Source organism: Stutzerimonas stutzeri, assembly GCF_000219605.1.
GTDB classification, from domain to species: domain Bacteria; phylum Pseudomonadota; class Gammaproteobacteria; order Pseudomonadales; family Pseudomonadaceae; genus Stutzerimonas; species Stutzerimonas stutzeri.
Genome location: NC_015740.1, coordinates 2,242,921 through 2,259,892, shown reverse-complemented (window position 1 = coordinate 2,259,892; position 16,972 = coordinate 2,242,921). Strand labels below are relative to the sequence as shown.

The following is a 16,972-nucleotide window of genomic DNA, read 5'->3' as shown; positions in this document are numbered from 1 at the left end:
CGCCCGCGTCGAGATCAGTTGTCGTAGCCCAGGTTCGGCATCAGCCAGCGCTCACTGATGGCCAATTCCTGGCCCTTGCGCTGGCTGTAGCTTTCCACCTGATCCTTGTCGATCTTGCCGACAGCGAAATACTGCGCCTCGGGATGGGCGAAGTACCAGCCGCTGACCGCCGCGGTGGGCAGCATGGCGTAGTGCTCGGTGAGCGTGACCTGGCTGATGCCGTCGGCATCCAGCAGCTGGAACAGCGTGCCCTTCTCGGTGTGGTCCGGGCAGGCCGGGTAACCGGGGGCAGGGCGGATGCCCTTGTACTGCTCGCGGATCAGTTCCTCGTTACTCAGCCGCTCGTCAGGCGCATAGCCCCAGTAGTGCTTGCGCACCTGCTCGTGCAGCCATTCGGCACAGGCCTCGGCGAGGCGGTCGGCCAATGCCTTGACCATGATCGAGTTGTAGTCGTCGCCCTTGTCCTGATAGGCCTTGGCCAGTTCCTCGGCACCGATGCCAGCGGTGCAGATGAAACCGCCCACGTAGTCGGTGATGCCGGTGCTCTTCGGTGCCACGAAGTCGGCCAGCGACAGGTTTGGCTTGGCGTCCGGCTTGATGGTCTGCTGGCGCAGGTGGTGCAGGGTGGCCAGCTTCTCGCCGTTGTCACCGTACACTTCCAGGTCATCGTCCTGGATCTGGTTGGCTGGCCAGAAGCCGAACACCGCACGTGCGCGGATCAGCTTCTCGTCGACCAGCTTTTTCAGCATGGCCTGGGCATCGTTGAACAGCGAGGTGGCCGCTTCGCCAACCACCTCGTCCTCGAGGATGCGTGGGTACTTGCCGGCCAGGTCCCAGGCGATGAAGAAAGGCGTCCAGTCGATGTAGTCGACCAGGGTGCGCAGATCGATGTCTTCCAGCACCTGGCGGCCTGTGAAGCTAGGCTTGACCGGGATGTAGCCGCTCCAGTCGAACGGCGGCTTGTTGGCGATGGCATCGAGGTAGCTTAGGCGTTCGGTGCGCGCACTGCGGTTGGCGGTGCGCTCGCGGATCATCGCGTACTCTTCGCGGGTCTTGTCGACGAACGCCGGCTTGAGTTCCTTGGACAGCAGGGTGGTGGCCACGCCGACTGCACGCGATGCATCGGTGACATAGACCACTGCATCGTTGCTGTACTGCGGGTCGATCTTCACCGCGGTGTGCGCCTTGGAGGTGGTGGCGCCGCCGATCATCAGCGGCAGGCTGAAGCCCTGGCGCTGCATTTCCTTGGCCACATGAACCATTTCGTCCAAGGAGGGGGTGATCAGCCCAGAGAGGCCGATGATGTCGCACTTCTCGGCGATGGCGGTCTGCAGGATCTTTTCCGCCGGCACCATCACGCCCATGTCCACCACGTCGTAGCCGTTGCAGCCCAGTACCACGCCGACGATGTTCTTGCCGATGTCGTGCACGTCGCCCTTGACGGTCGCCATGAGGATCTTGCCCTTGGCTTCCGGCTTGTCGCCCTTTTCCGCCTCGATGAAGGGGATGAGGTGTGCCACGGCCTGCTTCATCACGCGGGCGGACTTGACCACCTGGGGCAGGAACATCTTGCCCGCGCCGAACAGATCGCCCACCACGTTCATGCCGCTCATCAGCGGGCCTTCGATCACCTCGATGGGGCGTGCGCACTGCTGGCGGCACTCCTCGGTGTCCTCCACGATGAAGGCGGTGATGCCCTTGACCAGCGCGTGCTCGAGGCGCTTGTCCACCGGCAGACTGCGCCATTCCTCGGTCTCGGCTTCCTTGACCGAGCCATCGCCCTTGTACTTGTCGGCGATCTCCAGCAGCGCCTCGGTGCCGCCGGCGCTGCGGTTGAGCACCACGTCCTCGACCGCGTCGCGCAGCTCCTTCGGGATCTCGTCGTAGATCTCCAATTGGCCGGCGTTGACGATGCCCATGGTCAGGCCCGCCTTGATCGCATGGAACAGGAACACCGAGTGGATCGCTTCGCGCACCGGGTTGTTGCCGCGGAAGGAGAAGGACACGTTGGACACGCCGCCCGAGGTCAGGGCATAGGGCAGGTTGTCGCGAATGAAGGCGCAGGCTTCGATGAAGTCGACGGCGTAGTTGTTGTGCTCTTCGATGCCGGTGGCGATGGCGAAGATGTTCGGGTCGAAGATGATGTCTTCCGGCGGGAAGCCCACCTCGTTGACCAGGATGTCGTAGCTGCGCTGGCAGATTTCGCGCTTGCGTGCAGCGGTATCGGCCTGGCCGGCTTCGTCGAAGGCCATCACCACCACCGCGGCGCCGTAGCGCTTGCACAGGTGGGCGTGGTGTTTGAACTGCTCGACGCCTTCCTTCATGGAGATGGAGTTGACGATGCCCTTGCCCTGGATGCACTTGAGGCCCGCCTCGATCACTTCCCACTTGGAGGAGTCGATCATGATCGGCACGCGGGAGATGTCCGGCTCGCCGGCGATCAGGTTGAGGAAGGTGACCATGGCCGCCTTCGAATCCAGCATGCCCTCGTCCATGTTGATGTCGATCACCTGGGCGCCGGCTTCCACCTGCTGCAGGGCCACTTCCAGCGCCTCGGTGTAGTTCTCCTCGCGGATCAGACGGGCGAACTTGGCCGAACCGGTGATGTTGGTGCGCTCGCCGACGTTGACGAACAGTGAACTGCGGTCGATGGTGAAGGGCTCCAGGCCCGACAGGCGGCAGGCCTTGGGAATGTCCGGGATCACGCGCGGCGGGTACTTGGCCACCGCCTCGGCAATCGCCTGGATATGCGCCGGCGTGGTGCCGCAGCAGCCGCCGATGATGTTGAGGAAACCGCTGGCGGCGAACTCCTCGACCACCGCGGCCATTTCTGCCGGCGTTTCGTCGTATTCGCCGAAGGCATTGGGCAGGCCGGCGTTGGGGTGGGCGGACACGTGGGTGTCGGCCTTGTTGGCCAGCTCTTCCAGATAAGGGCGCAGGTCCTTGGCGCCCAGGGCGCAGTTCAGGCCTACGGAGATCGGCTTGGCATGGCGCACCGAGTTCCAGAACGCCTCGGTGGTCTGGCCTGACAGCGTGCGGCCGGAGGCGTCGGTGATGGTGCCAGAGATCATGATCGGCAGCTCGACGCCATCTTCCTCGAATACCTGCTGCACGGCGAAGATCGCCGCCTTGGCGTTCAGCGTGTCGAAGATCGTTTCGATCAGAATCAGGTCGGCGCCGCCCTCGATCAGGCCACGGGTGGCTTCGATGTAGTTCTCCACCAGCAGGTCGAAGGTGACGTTGCGGTAGCCGGGGTTGTTGACGTCCGGCGAGATGGAGCAGGTGCGGCTGGTCGGGCCGAGCACGCCGGCGACGAAACGCGGGCGATCCGGCGTCTCGGCGGTCTTGGCATCGGCCACTTCCCGAGCCAGGCGCGCACCTTCCACGTTCAGCTCGTAGACCAGTTCTTCCATGCCGTAGTCGGCCTGGGAGACCCGGGTGGCATTGAAGGTGTTGGTTTCCAGAATGTCGGCGCCGGCATCGAGATAGGCCTTCTCGATGGCCTGGATGACGTCGGGGCGGGAGAGCAGCAACAGGTCGTTATTGCCCTTCACGTCGCTCGGCCAATCGGCGAATCGCTCGCCCCGGTAGTCGGACTCCTCCAGCTTGTAGCTCTGGATCATGGTTCCCATACCACCGTCGAGAATCAGGATGCGCTGGCTGAGCGCGTGCTGGAGGGCCTGAAGTCGGGCGATGCGAGCGGACATGGGAACTACCTGAAAAGCGGGAACGAAAAGAGCGCGAATGATAGCAAAGCTGCATGCTTTTTTAGCTGTCGCGCATTTGCATGAAGATTATTCAGGTTAGGCAGGCAGGCGGCGTTTGTCGTGCACGCATAGAATGCAGGGTCACTTTCAGGCGTTCGTTTCATGTCCCACCGTTTCTGGCTCGGCTGTCTGTTCCTGCTCATCGGCAGCGCTGCACAGGCCGAAGTCCTCTCCTATCAGCGCGATATCCAACCGATCTTCACCGCCAAGTGCGTGGCCTGCCATGCCTGCTATGACTCGCCGTGCCAGCTCAATCTGGGCAGCGGCGAGGGTGCCGAGCGTGGTGCGAACAAATTGCCGGTGTACAACGGCGTACGCTCCAAGGCCCAGGCCCCGACTCGCCTGTTTTTCGACGCCGAAGGCGAGCAGGCCTGGCGACGCAAAGGCTTTCATTCGGTGCTCGACGCCCAGGGCGGTCAGGCGGCGCTGATGGCGCGCATGCTGGATCTGGGTCGCAGCCAGCCGCTGACGCCCAATGCCAAGCTGCCTGCGGAGCTGAATATCGGCATCGACCGGGAGAACAACTGCCCGTTGCCCGACGAGTTCGATGGCTATGCTCGCAAGACCCGGCACGGCGGCATGCCTTTCGCCGTGACCGGCCTGAGCGATCAGGAATACGCCACGGTGCAACGCTGGCTGGAGCAGGGCGGCGCGGTCGAGCCTCGACAGCTGCAGCCCTCGGCCCGGGAAGCGACGCAGATCGAACAGTGGGAACGCCTGCTCAATACGCCAGGCCCGCGCGGCAGCCTGGTCGCGCGCTGGCTCTATGAGCACCTCTTTATTGCCCATCTGTATTTCGAGGGAGGCGAACCCGGTCACTTCTATCAGTTGGTGCGTTCGCGTACGCCCAGCGGCGAGCCGGTCGATGCGATCGCCACGCGACGGCCGAATGACGATCCGGGTACCCGTTTCAGCTACCGCCTGCGGCCCATCAGCGACGTGATCGTGCACAAGACGCATATCACCTATCCCTTGAGTGCGACGAAGCTGGCGCGGGTCAGAGCGCTGTTCTTCGCAGGCGACTGGACCGTCGAATCGCTACCCGGTTATGGCGCGAATCACCGGGCCAATCCGTTCAAGACCTTCCAGGCGATTCCTGCCGAGGCGCGATACCAGTTCATGCTGGATAACGCTGAGTACTTCGTGCGCACCTTCATTCGCGGCCCGGTCTGCCGAGGCCAGATCGCCACTGACGTCATCCGCGACAACTTCTGGGTGTTCTTCCAGGACCCGCAGCACGATCTCTATGTCACCGATCGGCGCTTTCGTGAGCAGGCCACACCGCTGCTGGCCATGCCGGGGCAGTTCGACGAAATGGGCGACCTGCTGGCGTTCTGGAAGACCTATCGCGTGAAGCGCAACCAGTACGAGCAGCTGCGCACCAAGGCTTACGCCAATGCACCGGCCGATTGGCCGCAGATCTGGGCAGGTAACGAGAACGCCTTGCTCAGCGTGTTCCGCCAGCATGACAGCGCCTCGGTGCGCAAAGGGCTGATTGGCGAAATTCCGCAGACGCTCTGGTGGATGGACTATCCGCTGCTGGAGCGCACCTATTACCAGTTGGTGGTCAACTTCGACGTGTTCGGCAATGTGTCCCACCAGGGCCAGACGCGGCTGTATTTCGACCTGATCCGCAACGGCGCCGAGCTCAACTTCCTGCGGCTGCTGCCACCTGCATCGCGTCAGGCCATCCTGGATGATTGGTACGAGAAAAGCGGTCAGCTCAAGCTGCTGCTGGCCTACACATCGGTCGACCGCGCGACACCCACACAGCTTGCGCTGGAAAGTGGCGATCCCAAGCGCGCGTTCGCCCGGCAGCTGCTGGCGCGGCACGCGGGTATCAACGCCGCTCCCGATCCGATCAACCGCTGTCAGGGCACGCACTGCTATCGCGACCACCAGCCGGCCGAGCTGCAGCGTGTCGAACAGGCGCTCAGCCGGCTGACCAACCGGATGGCGGCCGGTATGCCTGCCATCCTGCATCTGCCCGAGGCGACCCTGGTGCGGGTCGAGTACGCCGGGGACCGCCGGGAAATCTACAGCCTGCTGCGCAACCGGGCTCACAGCAATGTGGCGTTCATGTTTGGCGAGTCGCTGCGTTGGCAGCCGCGCCTGGATACCCTGACAGTCTATCCGGGCATCCTCAGCAGCTACCCGAACTTCATCTTCAACCTGCCGGCGGCGGACGTCCCGACCTTCGTTGCGGCGATGGAGCAGGTGAAGGCGGGCGCCGATCTCGAGCGGCTGGTCGAGCGCTGGGGCATCCGCCGCAGCCATCCGCAGTTCTGGCACTACTTCAACGATCTGACGCGCTATCTCGAGGAGACCGAGCCGGTAGAGGCCGGCGTTCTGGACATGAACCGTTATGAAAACCTCTAGCAGGCGTTCCAGGGCGATCCACGGAACGTGGAACTTGAAATCCGATAGTCCGACTAAAATACTAGGACTTAACCGTGGCAGTGGTTTGACGTACACTGCCACGCATGTCTGCGAGGAGTTCCCATGAGCGCGATCACCATTACCGAAGCTGCACACGATTATCTGGCCGACCTGCTCGCGAAGCAGAACACCACCGGCATCGGAATTCGCATCTTCATCACCCAGCCCGGCACGCCCTACGCGGAAACCTGCATCGCCTACTGCAAGCCCGGTGAAGAAAAGCCGGACGACATCGCCCTGGCACTCAAGAGCTTCACTGCCTGGATCGACGGTACCAGCGAGCCATTTCTGGAAGACGCACTGGTCGACTACGCCACCGACCGCATGGGTGGCCAGCTGACGATCAAGGCGCCGAACGCCAAGGTGCCGATGGTCAACGAAGACAGCCCGATGAACGAGCGCATCAACTACTACCTGCAGACCGAGATCAATCCGGGACTGGCCAGCCACGGCGGCCAGGTAACGCTGATCGATGTGGTCGAGGAAGGCATCGCCGTGCTGCAGTTCGGTGGCGGTTGTCAGGGCTGCGGCCAGGCGGACGTGACCCTGAAAGAGGGTATCGAGAAAACCCTGCTGGCCCGGATTCCCGAGCTCAAGGGCGTGCGCGACGTGACCGATCACACCAACCGCGAGAACGCCTATTACTGATGGCGGCGGCCCGGCGGCGGCGTCCGCCGGGCCGTTCGGCAGGTTTCCAGGCAAAATGCCACTATTTTGCCTTCATGGGGCACACAGCGTCCTTGTCCTGCGATAAGCTCTTGCGCCTAGGTTGTCCGGGCAACGAGAGCTCGTACCATGTCTGCCATTTCCCTGTTGATCTGCGATGACTCAGCCCTCGCGCGCAAGCAGCTGCTGCAAGCGCTGCCAGCTGGCTGGCCGGTAACCGTCTGTCAGGCGGCGACCGGCTTGGAAGCGCTGGAGCGGATTCGCCAGGGTGGCGTCGACGTGATGCTGCTCGACCTCACGATGCCGGAGCTGGACGGCTATCAGGTGCTTGCGCAGCTGCGCGAAGAACAGCTCCAGTGCAAGACCATCGTCATCTCCGCGGATATCCAGGATGAGGCCGTGCGCCGCGTGCTGGCACTCGGCGCGCTGGCCTTCATCAAGAAACCCGCCGATCCGGTGCATCTTCATCAGACGCTGGCGAGCCTCGGCCTGCTGGACGATGTGTCGTCATTCATCGGTCGCGTCGAGGGCGGCCGGATCAGCTTCCGCGACACCTTCCGTGAAGTGGTCAACGTCGCCATGGGTCGCGCCGCTGCGCTGCTGGCGCGGGTGCTGGGCGTATTCATCCAGTTGCCGATACCCAACGTGAACATTCTCGAGGTCGGCGAGCTGCACATGGCGCTGGCCGATGCGGCCCGTGGCGACAAGCTTACGGCGGTATGCCAGGGCTACATCGGGGGTGGCATCGCCGGTGAGGCACTGCTGCTGTTCCATGACTCGGAAGTCGCCGACATGGCACGCCTCATGCGCCGGCAGGACTACCTGGAGATGGAGATGCTGCTGGATCTGTCGAGCCTGCTGATCAGCGCCTGTCTGAGTGGCATCGCCGAGCAGATCGAGGTGGTGTTCTCCCAGGGGCACCCGCAGGTGCTGGGGCAGCATGCATCCATCGACGAGCTGATCCGGCTCAACAGCGCACGCTGGAAGAAAACCCTGGCGGTGGAGATCAGCTACAGCCTGGAAGGGCATGACATCCACTTTGACCTGCTGTTGTTGTTCACCGAAGATTCGGTCGAGCTGCTGACCCGCAAGCTCGCCCACCTGATGGAATGAGCATGAGCAATTCCGCCGAGTTGAACGAACTTCACTGGCTGCTGGCCATCGTCCAGAGCATCGACGTGGGTGTCGTGGTACTGGACCGCGACTATCGCGTCGAGGTCTGGAACACCTTCATGGAGAATCGCTCCGGTCTGCACCCCGAAAAGGCCCGCGGCCAGACGTTCTTCAACCTTTTTCCCGAAGTGGATGAGGACTGGTTCCGGCGCAAGGTGGAAAGCGTCATGACCCTCGGCACGCCGTCGTTCACCATCTGGGAACAACGGCCGTACCTGTTGCGCTTCAAGAACTACCAGCCGATCACCGGGCTGGAAGACTTCATGTACCAGAACACCACGCTCCTGCCGCTCAAGGGCATCAATGGCAGCATCGACCAGGTGTGCCTGATCATCTATGACGTCACCGATGTCGCGGTCAACCGCCGCCAGCTGCAGGCGGCAAACGCCGAACTGCAGCGTCTGTCGAGCACCGATCGCCTGACAGGTCTGTACAACCGCGGGCACTGGGAAGAAATGCTGCGCCTGGACTACGCCCGTCATCGCCGCTACGACAGCCAGGCCGCGCTGGTCATGTTCGATATCGACCATTTCAAGTCGATCAACGATACCTACGGGCATCAGGTCGGCGACGCGGTGATTCAGCAGGTCGCGGAGCTGATCCGCGAGAACCTGCGCGATTCCGATGTGGCGGGCCGTTATGGCGGTGAAGAGTTCGTCGTGCTATTGCCGGACACCGACAAGCAGGGTGCGCTGACCTTCGCAGAACGACTGCGGCATGCGGTGGAGAGCCATGAGGTGCATCATGAGCAGCATCGCATTCGCTTCACCATCAGCCTCGGCGTGGCCGACCTCAGCGTGCCCAGCAGCAGCCATGCACAGCTGATCGAGTGGGCGGACTCCGCGCTCTATGCCTCCAAGGCGGCAGGGCGCAATCGCGTCACCCTGCATCAGCACTGACCGCGTCGAAGCTGACGCTCAATCGGCCGCTTTGCGCAGAAACGCAAGCAGGGCGACTTCCTCGGCGCTCAGCCATTTGCGCTTGCGCGCTACCCGTAGCTTGACCAGCTCCCCATCGCTGAAGGCTTGCAGAATCGCCGGATGGATATAGCACTGGCGACAGACCGCCGGGGTATTGCCCAGCTGGCTCGCGACCTGCTTGACGGTTTCCACCAGGTTCTGTCGCGCGACACTTGCCGAGGATGCGTCGAGCTTGCGCAACCGTTCCAGCGCCAACGCGCTGCCGGCCCAGGTCCGATAGTCCTTGGCGGTGAAATCGCGGCCGGTCATTTCCCGTAAATAGAGATTCACGTCGTTGGAGCTGACTGCACGGCGTTGGCCATCCTCATCCAGATACTGGAACAACTGCTGGCCCGGTAGCTCCATGCAGCGGCGCATGAGCCTGGCCAGGCGCCGGTCGCGCAGCGTCACCTCGTGCTCCACGCCACTCTTGCCGCGGAAATGGAAGCGGACCGCGGTGCTGCTAACGTTCACGTGGCGCGTGCGCAGTGTGGTCAGGCCGTAGGACCGGTTGTCCCTGGCGTAGCGGGAATTGCCGATGCGAATCAGGGTCGATTCGAGCAACGTGACCACCAGCGCCATGACCTTGTCGCGTGGCATGCCGGGCAGGGCCAGGTGCTTTTCCAGATCGCGGCGCAGCTTGGGCAGGGCTTCGCCGAACTCCAGCATGCGCTCGTACTTGTCGCTGTCGCGGATTTCCCGCCAGCGCGGATGGTAACGATACTGCTTGCGTCCGCGGGCATCGCGTCCCGTGGCCTGGAGATGCCCTTGCGGGTCGGGGCAGATCCAGACGTCCCGATAGGCCGGGGGGATCGCCAGTTTGTTGATCCGGCGAATCTCTTCTTCATCACGGATGCGCTCGCCGCTCGGAGCGAAATAGGCGAACTTTCCACGCGCTGTCGGCGGCGGATGCCTGGCTGCGCATCGTCCACATAATGCAGGTCGGGTGGCAGGGTAGGGCAAAGCAGCGTGCCGGTGTCGGCGGTTTCGTCCAGCGGGACAGGGAGGGTGCCCTCGGCCAGGGGTGGCGGTTCCGTCGCAGTGTCGTGGCGCATGGATGGCGGGTCCCCGCTAGGCCTCGCCAGGGAGCTGGCGAGGCGATGGAATGGGCTCAGTTGTCCTTTTCTGTACTGTTGCGCATCAACAGGCGAATTGCCGCGACAAGTTCGTCGACGGCCTCGCGATAGAGTTCGGGCTTCGCTTCGGTCTCCGCCTGGTCGGCGTGCTTGCGCGCGGTTTCGAGGTGATCGTTGATCGATGAGTAGTCGCCAAGCATGGTCTGCTCCTGCTGTTGATCGGGAAGGTAGCCGGCCGTTGCGCATGGACGCGAACCGCCTCTATTAACTGACCGGCAGGAGCATTGGCGGTTCGTACCGTGCATCAGCGCGAGCGGCGGGTGGAAAGCGCCTTCGACCAGGTCGGATTGGAGCACCGCGGGCATCGCAGCGCTTGCTGGCTTTCCAGCGCCTGCGGAAAGCCGCAGCGGTTGCAGGCATACATGCCCGATGCCGGGATCTGCCGGAAGACCGGCCGGTACTCGGGCGGTAAAACCGAGAGCCCGGGGCGTACCGCTTCCGGCTCATGAAAGAACAGGCTCACGTTGCCGTCGTTTTCCAGTATGCCGAGTCTGACCTGGCCGAGATGCTCCACGCCCTGCTGGCGCAGCTCCATGAAGAACTCGTCCGCCGAAATGTTCATGCTGTCGAGGCTGCGCAGTTCGTAGATGCCGTCGCGAATGATGGTGACGGGTTTGCCTTCCAGCCACACGCCGAACCGCGGGCTGCGGCTCATCAGAAACACCGTCAGGCGGTACAGCGCCAGCAGCGTGGCGAATACGGCCGCAACCGGCAGCAGCGGAACATCGTCGTAAAAGGAGACGTCTCCCGCCGCCGAGCCGAGGGTCAGGATGATCACCAGCTCGAACACCGACAGCTGCCGTATGCCTCGGCGTCCGCTCACCTTGAGGAAGACGAATACCGCGATAAAGGCAAGCAGCGCCCGTAGCGCCACTTCCGCAACGAACATCAGCGGAAACTCATGCAGAAGCATGCGCTGCAGATCAAAGGGGGTCATCTGGGATCGTCCTTCCGAGAAGCCGGCGCATGGCCGGCAGGCATAGCATTCGACCTATTCTGAAACGTCAGCGTCGACGAATGCAGGCCGCAGTCACTCCGCCGCCGCTACCTCGAATTCCAGATCGATGCCATCGCCAGTGCCATCTCCGACCACCGAACCGACGGCGGGCTTGCGTGTGACCTTGCGCCCTTCGTAGGCCTCGCTCAGATGGCGCTGAGCGATCTCGCTGATGTGATCGATCAGCCCGGGCATCTGGACGTCGCGCGGGACAATGAAGTGCAGCTTGACCGCTTGGGCGCTGGAGCCCTGAGGCAGGTCAGCGAGCCCGCAGCTCTGCCACTGATCGTTCACGTACGCTTCTGCACCTTTCATGGTTTTCTCCTGTTTCGCTCGTTGGTGTTGAGACCGCCAAACGGGCGAATGGGTCAGTCGCGAACGGTGCGTGCCGCCAAGCGCTGGGCATGAAAAAAGGCCTGGAGCGTTGGCTGCAGGCCTTGATTCGTGCTGCCCATCGTTATTCAGGCATGTGCCAGGGCGAGAAATGAGCACCGTCGCGGCTTAGCTGCGCGCGGGTCTTTTCCAGGGTTTCGCCCAGTTTCACCGGGTCGGTGAATACGCTGCTGGACATCTTGCAGCGGCCGAGCAGTCGGGCTTCGTCGCGATCGACGACGGTGATGCTGACTTCACCGTTACCTTCGGGCAGCGTCCAGGCGACGCACTGGAAAGGCTTGAACGCACGGTCGGTGATCAAAAGGGCTTCGTTGATACGCAGCGGGGTGTGCATGGGGCATGTCTCTCTGTGTGATACCCAAAATACCTACAGCCAAGCTCGTTGGCGTTGGCCTTACATTGCAGTTGATGTACCCAGAGGACTGGCGAGTCACATGCGAGTTCGAAAAAATTTGAAGGCCTTTGCAATTAGCCAAAGGTATAAGGCTGGCGGTTCTCCGGCAGTCGTTCGGTAAGCGGACTTAAGTCGCTGGAAATACGGGAAAAACCGTTTTCGGCAGAACGAATGCGGTTGTTCTCGCCAGGTCACGGAAAAATCCGGCTGCGACAACCTGTCGCGAATGGCGCGGTCGTTCAGCTGGTGTGTTTCGGCCTCACCATGGTGCCGAGAGGAGGGGGTGTGCCAGAGGATGGTGCCGTGCGGCTCGCCCACGCTGGGCGAGCCGCAGAGGCGGTCAGACGCGGAACTGGCTCAGCAGGCGATTCAGCTGACCGGCGAGTTCGCCGAGTCGCTTGCCGGCTTCGCTGGATTGCTCGGCGGCCAAGGTGCTTTCCTGCGCGAGTCCGGCGGTCTGGGTCACGTTCTGGTTGATGTCTTCCACCACGTGGGACTGCTGCAGCGTTGCGCTGGCAATGGAGGCGTTCAGGCCGGAAAGGTTGCGCAGCGCCTGGGCGATCTCACCGAGACTTTCGCCGGCCTGACTGGCTTGCTCGACGGTGAGCTGGGAGGCGCGATTGCTTTCCATGATGACGTTCACCGCGGCGCCGGAGTTCTTCTGCAGGCGTTCGATCATGCTGTGAATCTCGGCAGTCGACTGCTGGGTGCGCTGCGCCAGCAGGCGGACCTCGTCGGCCACCACGGCGAAGCCACGGCCTTGTTCGCCGGCACGGGCAGCCTCGATCGCGGCGTTGAGTGCGAGCAGGTTGGTCTGCTCGGCGATCGAGCCGATCACCTCGAGCACCGAACCGATCTTGGTGGTTTCGTCGGCCAGCGACTGGATCACATCCACCGCCTGGCCGATGGTTGCCGACAGCGCGTCGATCTGCTGCAGGCTCGTTTCGATGTTGCGTTGTCCCTGGCCAGCCTGGTTTTCCGCGCTGCCCACTTCGGTGGAAGCGTGTTCGGCATTCTTCGCCACTTCCTGCACAGCGTACGTGACTTCGTTGACCGCGGTGGCGACCTGTTCCATCTGCAGCATCTGCTGCTGACTTTGCTCATGGGCCTGGCTGGACAGTTCGCTCAGCGCGCGGGACGACTGGTCCAGCGCGCCGGAAGTCTCGAACAGCTGGCCGACGACGGTGCGCAGCTTCTGGGTGAAGCGATTGAAGTCGCGCCCCAGGGTGGTCAGCTCATCGTTGCCGGAGACGTCCAGCGTGCGGGTCAGGTCGGCTTCGCCGCTGGCAATATTGGCCATGGCCGCCATGGTATGGCGCAGCGGTCGGACGATGCTGCGAATCAGGATGGCGACCAGAACCGCCATGATTGCCGAGATCAGCAGGCCGATCAGCGAGAAGCGCGTCAGGTAGTTCCAGAACTCCTGCTCGACGTCGTCCACATAGATGCCGGAACCGATGATCCAGCCCCAGGGTTTGAACAGCTGCACGTAGGAGATCTTCGGAACCGGGTTCTCTTCACCGGGCTTGGCCCACATGTAGTCCACCAGTCCGGCGCCGTCACGCCGGGCAATGGCGACCATCTCGTTGAACAGCTCCTTGCCTTCCGGGTCCTTGATCTTCGACAGATCCTGACCGTCGAGCTTCGGCTGCATCGGATGCATGATCATCTTCGGGCCGAGATCGTTGATCCAGAAGTAGTCCTGACCGTCGTAGCGGAGCAGGCGAATCTGCTCGATGGCGGCCTGCTGAGCGTCGGCCGTGGTCATGGCTCCGCTGGTTTCGAGCTTGTGGTAGTGCTCGAACACACCGGCGGCTGCTTCCACGACGTTGCGGGTCGCTTCCTGCTTGCCGCGGTACAGGTCGGAGCGGACTTGCTGAATCATCAGCATGCCGAGAATGAACAGCATGACCACGGCGACCACGGGGATCAGCCAGAGGCGCTTGCTGATGGGGACATTGCGCAGCAGATTCATGAATAGGCTCCTGAGGTTTCTTTCTTATCGTTGTATCTGACGGGTCGGTGCTAGCGCATCGCTCCGACCTCTCATAGCGGTCGTGCCGCGGCACTCTGAGTAGCTTTTCGGCCGCGCGTGGCTAAAAATGAGCCCCCTTTTGTCGTCCGTCGAGGAATTTAATTCTCCTGGACGAGTCAGAACAGCCGGCCAGATGGCTTTCTGACATATACCTTGGTTGCATTGAGTCGCGATGGACTGCATCGCTGTAGGGGAATAGATGGATCTTTGGGTTGCGATTCAGGCGCTGATCTTGGGTGTCGTCGAGGGGATTACCGAATTTCTTCCGGTCTCCAGCACCGGTCACCAGATCATCGTGGCGGATCTGATCGGCTTTGGCGGCGAACGCGCGCTGGCCTTCAATATCATCATTCAGCTGGGGGCGATCCTCGCGGTGATCTGGGAGTATCGGCGCAAGATCATCGACGTGGTGGTCGGCCTGCCCAAGGAGCGTCAGGCACAGAAGTTCACCGTCAACCTGCTGATTGCCTTCATGCCGGCCGTGGTGCTCGGCGTCGCCTTTGCCGATCTGATTCACGAATACCTGTTCAACCCGATCACCGTGGCCGCCGCGCTGGTCATCGGAGGCATCGTCATGCTCTGGGCCGAGCGTCGTGACCACGCGATCCGCGCCGAGACAGTCGATGACATGACCTGGACACTGGCCTTGAAGGTCGGTTTCGCTCAGTGTCTGGCGCTGGTGCCGGGCACCTCGCGGTCGGGCTCGACCATTATCGGCGGGCTGCTGTTCGGCCTGTCGCGCAAGGCCGCCACCGAGTTCTCGTTCTTTCTGGCAATGCCCACCATGGTCGGTGCTGCGGTTTACTCCGGCTACAAGTATCGCGATCTGTTCCAGCCGGGTGACTTTGCCGTGTTCGCCATCGGCTTCGTCACTTCGTTCATCTTCGCCATGCTGGCCGTGCGGGCACTGCTGAAATTCATCGGCAACCACAGCTATGCCGCGTTTGCCTGGTACCGGATCGGTTTCGGGTTGCTGATCCTGGCGACCTGGCAGCTGGGCATGATCGACTGGAGCACGGCTGTCGGCTAGAGCGTCAAAGAAATGAAAAGCCCCGCTAGTGCGGGGCTTTTTTTGGGGGCTGATTCGACGGTCAGACCTGTACGCCCTGGCTGCGCAGGTAGTCGTCGTAGCTGCCGCTGAAATCGGTGACGCCGTTCTCCGACAGTTCGATGATGCGTGTGGCCAGGGAGCTGACGAATTCGCGGTCATGGCTGACGAAGATCAGCGTGCCCGGATAGTTCTCCAGCGCCAGGTTCAGCGCCTCGATGGATTCCATGTCCAGGTGGTTGGTCGGTTCGTCCATCACCAGCACGTTGGGCTTCTTCAGGATCAGCTTGCCGAACAGCATGCGGCCCTGTTCACCACCGGAAATGACCTTGACCGATTTGTTGATCTCGTCGTTAGAGAACAGCATGCGGCCAAGGGTACCGCGCACCAGCTGTTCGCCGCCCTGGGTCCACTGGCCCATCCAGTCGAAGAGGGTGACGTCGTCCTCGAAGTCCTCGGCGTGGTCCTGGGCGAAATAGCCCACGTCGGCACTTTCGGTCCATTTCACTTCACCGGACATGGGTGGCAATTCACCGACTAGAGTGCGCAGCAGGGTGGTCTTGCCGATGCCGTTCGGACCGATGATGGCCACGCGCTCGCCGGCTTCGACCTGCAGATCCAGGTTTCGGAACAGCGGCGTGCCGTCATAGCCCTGGCTGACGCGCTCCAGCGTGACCGCCTGGCGATGCAGCTTCTTGTACTGCTCGAAACGGATGAACGGGCTGACGCGACTGGACGGCTTCACTTCGTCGAGCTGGATCTTGTCGATCAGCTTCGCGCGGCTGGTGGCCTGCTTGGCCTTGGAGGCGTTGGCCGAGAAGCGGCTGACGAAGGTCTGCAGTTCGGCGATCTGCGCCTTCTTCTTGGCGTTGTCCGACAGCAGACGTTCACGGGCCTGGGTCGCGGCGGTCATGTATTCGTCGTAGTTGCCCGGGAACAGCCGCAGCTCGCCATAATCCAGGTCGGCCATGTGGGTGCAGACGCTGTTGAGGAAGTGGCGGTCGTGGGAAATGATGATCATGGTGCTGTTGCGCGCCGTGAGAATCGATTCCAGCCAGCGGATGGTGTTGATGTCCAGGTGGTTGGTCGGTTCGTCCAGTAGCAGCACTTCCGGGTCGGAGAACAGCGCCTGGGCCAGCAATACGCGCAGCTTCCAGCCGGGCGCCACGGCACTCATCGGGCCGAAATGCTGATCGAGCGGGATGCCGAGGCCGAGCAGCAGCTCGCCGGCGCGCGATTCCGCGGTGTAGCCGTCGAACTCGGCGAACTGCACCTCCAGCTCGGCGACAGCCATGCCGTCTTCTTCGCTCATTTCCGGCAGCGAGTAGATGCGGTCGCGCTCGGCCTTCACCTTCCACAGCTCGGTGTGACCCATGATCACCGTGTCGATCACGCTGAAATCTTCATAGGCGAACTGATCCTGGCGCAGCTTGCCCAGACGCACGTTGGGCTCGAGCATCACCTGGCCGGCCGATGGCTCCAGCTCGCCACCGAGGATCTTCATGAAGGTCGACTTGCCGCAGCCGTTGGCGCCGATGAGACCGTAGCGGTTGCCGCCGCCGAATTTGACGGAGACGTTTTCGAACAGCGGCTTGGCACCGAACTGCATGGTGATGTTGGCGGTGGAGATCAAGGACTTACCTATCAATGTATGTGGCGGCGTGCATCGCCGATCCGGCAGCAATACTCGGCGCTCCAGCTCGCAGCGAAGGAGCTGGTGATCCTGCAGTGTTGAGGAGAACGACAGCGACGGAGGCCGGCTGTCAGAACGAATGCGGGGATTGCGGCCGAGCGAAAGGCGCGCATTGTCGCATAGCTACGCCATCGGAGTAAGCAGGGCCGCACGCAGCGATCGAGGCATTGGCCTTTCGCGGCGAAGCAGATGCGAATCGTTCCATTGACAGCGCCAAGCCAAACGGACAGCATTGTTACGATATAACGTCGTTACCTTTGAGCATTAGGCAT

12 protein-coding genes and 1 pseudogene are annotated in these 16,972 nt (G+C 62.3%); 5 read left to right on the top strand and 8 right to left on the bottom strand.

Annotated features, from left to right (window positions below; all coding sequences use genetic code 11):
* Positions 1–14 precede the first annotated feature (14 nt).
* Positions 15–3,707: a methionine synthase gene (metH, locus tag PSTAB_RS10495; RefSeq protein ID WP_013982880.1), complete on the bottom strand. Its 3,693-nt coding sequence runs from the start codon at positions 3,705–3,707 to the stop codon at positions 15–17.
* A gap of 162 nt (positions 3,708–3,869) precedes the next feature.
* Here metH and PSTAB_RS10490 point away from each other — a divergent pair, with 162 nt between their 5' ends.
* The 4 genes from PSTAB_RS10490 (at position 3,870) to PSTAB_RS10475 (ending at position 8,944) form a co-directional block, all read left to right on the top strand.
* A complete protein-coding gene (locus PSTAB_RS10490) occupies positions 3,870–6,146 on the top strand; it encodes a fatty acid cis/trans isomerase (protein ID WP_013982879.1) in 2,277 nt (758 codons plus the stop codon).
* Between the two features lie 123 nt (positions 6,147–6,269).
* Positions 6,270–6,854, top strand: a complete 585-nt coding sequence (gene nfuA / locus PSTAB_RS10485) for a Fe-S biogenesis protein NfuA (RefSeq protein WP_011913347.1) — start codon at positions 6,270–6,272, stop codon at positions 6,852–6,854.
* 147 nt (positions 6,855–7,001) lie between these two features.
* Positions 7,002–7,985, top strand: a complete 984-nt coding sequence (locus tag PSTAB_RS10480) for a response regulator (RefSeq protein WP_013982878.1) — start codon at positions 7,002–7,004, stop codon at positions 7,983–7,985.
* A 2-nt stretch (positions 7,986–7,987) separates the two neighbouring features.
* A complete protein-coding gene (locus tag PSTAB_RS10475; protein WP_013982877.1) occupies positions 7,988–8,944 on the top strand; it encodes a sensor domain-containing diguanylate cyclase in 957 nt (318 codons plus the stop codon).
* An 18-nt stretch (positions 8,945–8,962) separates the two neighbouring features.
* Here the strand turns inward: PSTAB_RS10475 and PSTAB_RS10470 are convergent.
* From PSTAB_RS10470 to PSTAB_RS10450, 6 genes and pseudogenes are all read right to left on the bottom strand, one after another.
* Positions 8,963–10,059: pseudogene (locus tag PSTAB_RS10470) on the bottom strand (DNA topoisomerase IB).
* 56 nt (positions 10,060–10,115) lie between these two features.
* A complete protein-coding gene (locus tag PSTAB_RS21780) occupies positions 10,116–10,280 on the bottom strand; it encodes a hypothetical protein (RefSeq protein ID WP_013982875.1) in 165 nt (54 codons plus the stop codon).
* Positions 10,281–10,384: 104 nt separating this feature from the next.
* On the bottom strand, positions 10,385–11,077 hold the full coding sequence (locus tag PSTAB_RS10465) for a DUF421 domain-containing protein (RefSeq protein WP_011913342.1): 693 nt from the start codon (positions 11,075–11,077) through the stop codon (positions 10,385–10,387).
* 93 nt (positions 11,078–11,170) lie between these two features.
* Positions 11,171–11,452 (bottom strand): hypothetical protein, encoded by a 282-nt coding sequence (locus tag PSTAB_RS10460; RefSeq protein ID WP_013982874.1) that lies wholly within the window; start codon positions 11,450–11,452, stop codon positions 11,171–11,173.
* Between the two features lie 142 nt (positions 11,453–11,594).
* On the bottom strand, positions 11,595–11,864 hold the full coding sequence (locus PSTAB_RS10455) for a hypothetical protein (protein ID WP_011913340.1): 270 nt from the start codon (positions 11,862–11,864) through the stop codon (positions 11,595–11,597).
* A gap of 400 nt (positions 11,865–12,264) precedes the next feature.
* The gene (locus PSTAB_RS10450) at positions 12,265–13,899 is read right to left on the bottom strand and encodes a methyl-accepting chemotaxis protein (protein ID WP_013982873.1); all 1,635 of its coding nucleotides are present in this window, start codon (positions 13,897–13,899) and stop codon (positions 12,265–12,267) included.
* Between the two features lie 259 nt (positions 13,900–14,158).
* Here PSTAB_RS10450 and PSTAB_RS10445 point away from each other — a divergent pair, with 259 nt between their 5' ends.
* Positions 14,159–14,989, top strand: a complete 831-nt coding sequence (locus tag PSTAB_RS10445; RefSeq protein ID WP_013982872.1) for an undecaprenyl-diphosphate phosphatase — start codon at positions 14,159–14,161, stop codon at positions 14,987–14,989.
* 61 nt (positions 14,990–15,050) lie between these two features.
* Here PSTAB_RS10445 and PSTAB_RS10440 read toward each other — a convergent pair whose 3' ends face one another.
* Positions 15,051–16,640, bottom strand: coding sequence for an ABC-F family ATPase (locus tag PSTAB_RS10440; RefSeq protein ID WP_013982871.1), 1,590 nt, complete (start codon positions 16,638–16,640; stop codon positions 15,051–15,053).
* Positions 16,641–16,972 lie beyond the last annotated feature (332 nt).

What these genes read in the sequence shown, in the direction of transcription:
- metH (WP_013982880.1), bottom strand. Translation starts at nt 3,707, where the DNA reads ATGTCCGCTCGCATCGCCCGACTTCAGGCCCTCCAGCACGCGCTCAGC.
- PSTAB_RS10490 (WP_013982879.1), top strand. Translation starts at nt 3,870, where the DNA reads ATGTCCCACCGTTTCTGGCTCGGCTGTCTGTTCCTGCTCATCGGCAGC.
- nfuA (WP_011913347.1), top strand. Translation starts at nt 6,270, where the DNA reads ATGAGCGCGATCACCATTACCGAAGCTGCACACGATTATCTGGCCGAC.
- PSTAB_RS10480 (WP_013982878.1), top strand. Translation starts at nt 7,002, where the DNA reads ATGTCTGCCATTTCCCTGTTGATCTGCGATGACTCAGCCCTCGCGCGC.
- PSTAB_RS10475 (WP_013982877.1), top strand. Translation starts at nt 7,988, where the DNA reads ATGAGCAATTCCGCCGAGTTGAACGAACTTCACTGGCTGCTGGCCATC.
- PSTAB_RS21780 (WP_013982875.1), bottom strand. Translation starts at nt 10,280, where the DNA reads ATGCTTGGCGACTACTCATCGATCAACGATCACCTCGAAACCGCGCGC.
- PSTAB_RS10465 (WP_011913342.1), bottom strand. Translation starts at nt 11,077, where the DNA reads ATGACCCCCTTTGATCTGCAGCGCATGCTTCTGCATGAGTTTCCGCTG.
- PSTAB_RS10460 (WP_013982874.1), bottom strand. Translation starts at nt 11,452, where the DNA reads ATGAAAGGTGCAGAAGCGTACGTGAACGATCAGTGGCAGAGCTGCGGG.
- PSTAB_RS10455 (WP_011913340.1), bottom strand. Translation starts at nt 11,864, where the DNA reads ATGCACACCCCGCTGCGTATCAACGAAGCCCTTTTGATCACCGACCGT.
- PSTAB_RS10450 (WP_013982873.1), bottom strand. Translation starts at nt 13,899, where the DNA reads ATGAATCTGCTGCGCAATGTCCCCATCAGCAAGCGCCTCTGGCTGATC.
- PSTAB_RS10445 (WP_013982872.1), top strand. Translation starts at nt 14,159, where the DNA reads ATGGATCTTTGGGTTGCGATTCAGGCGCTGATCTTGGGTGTCGTCGAG.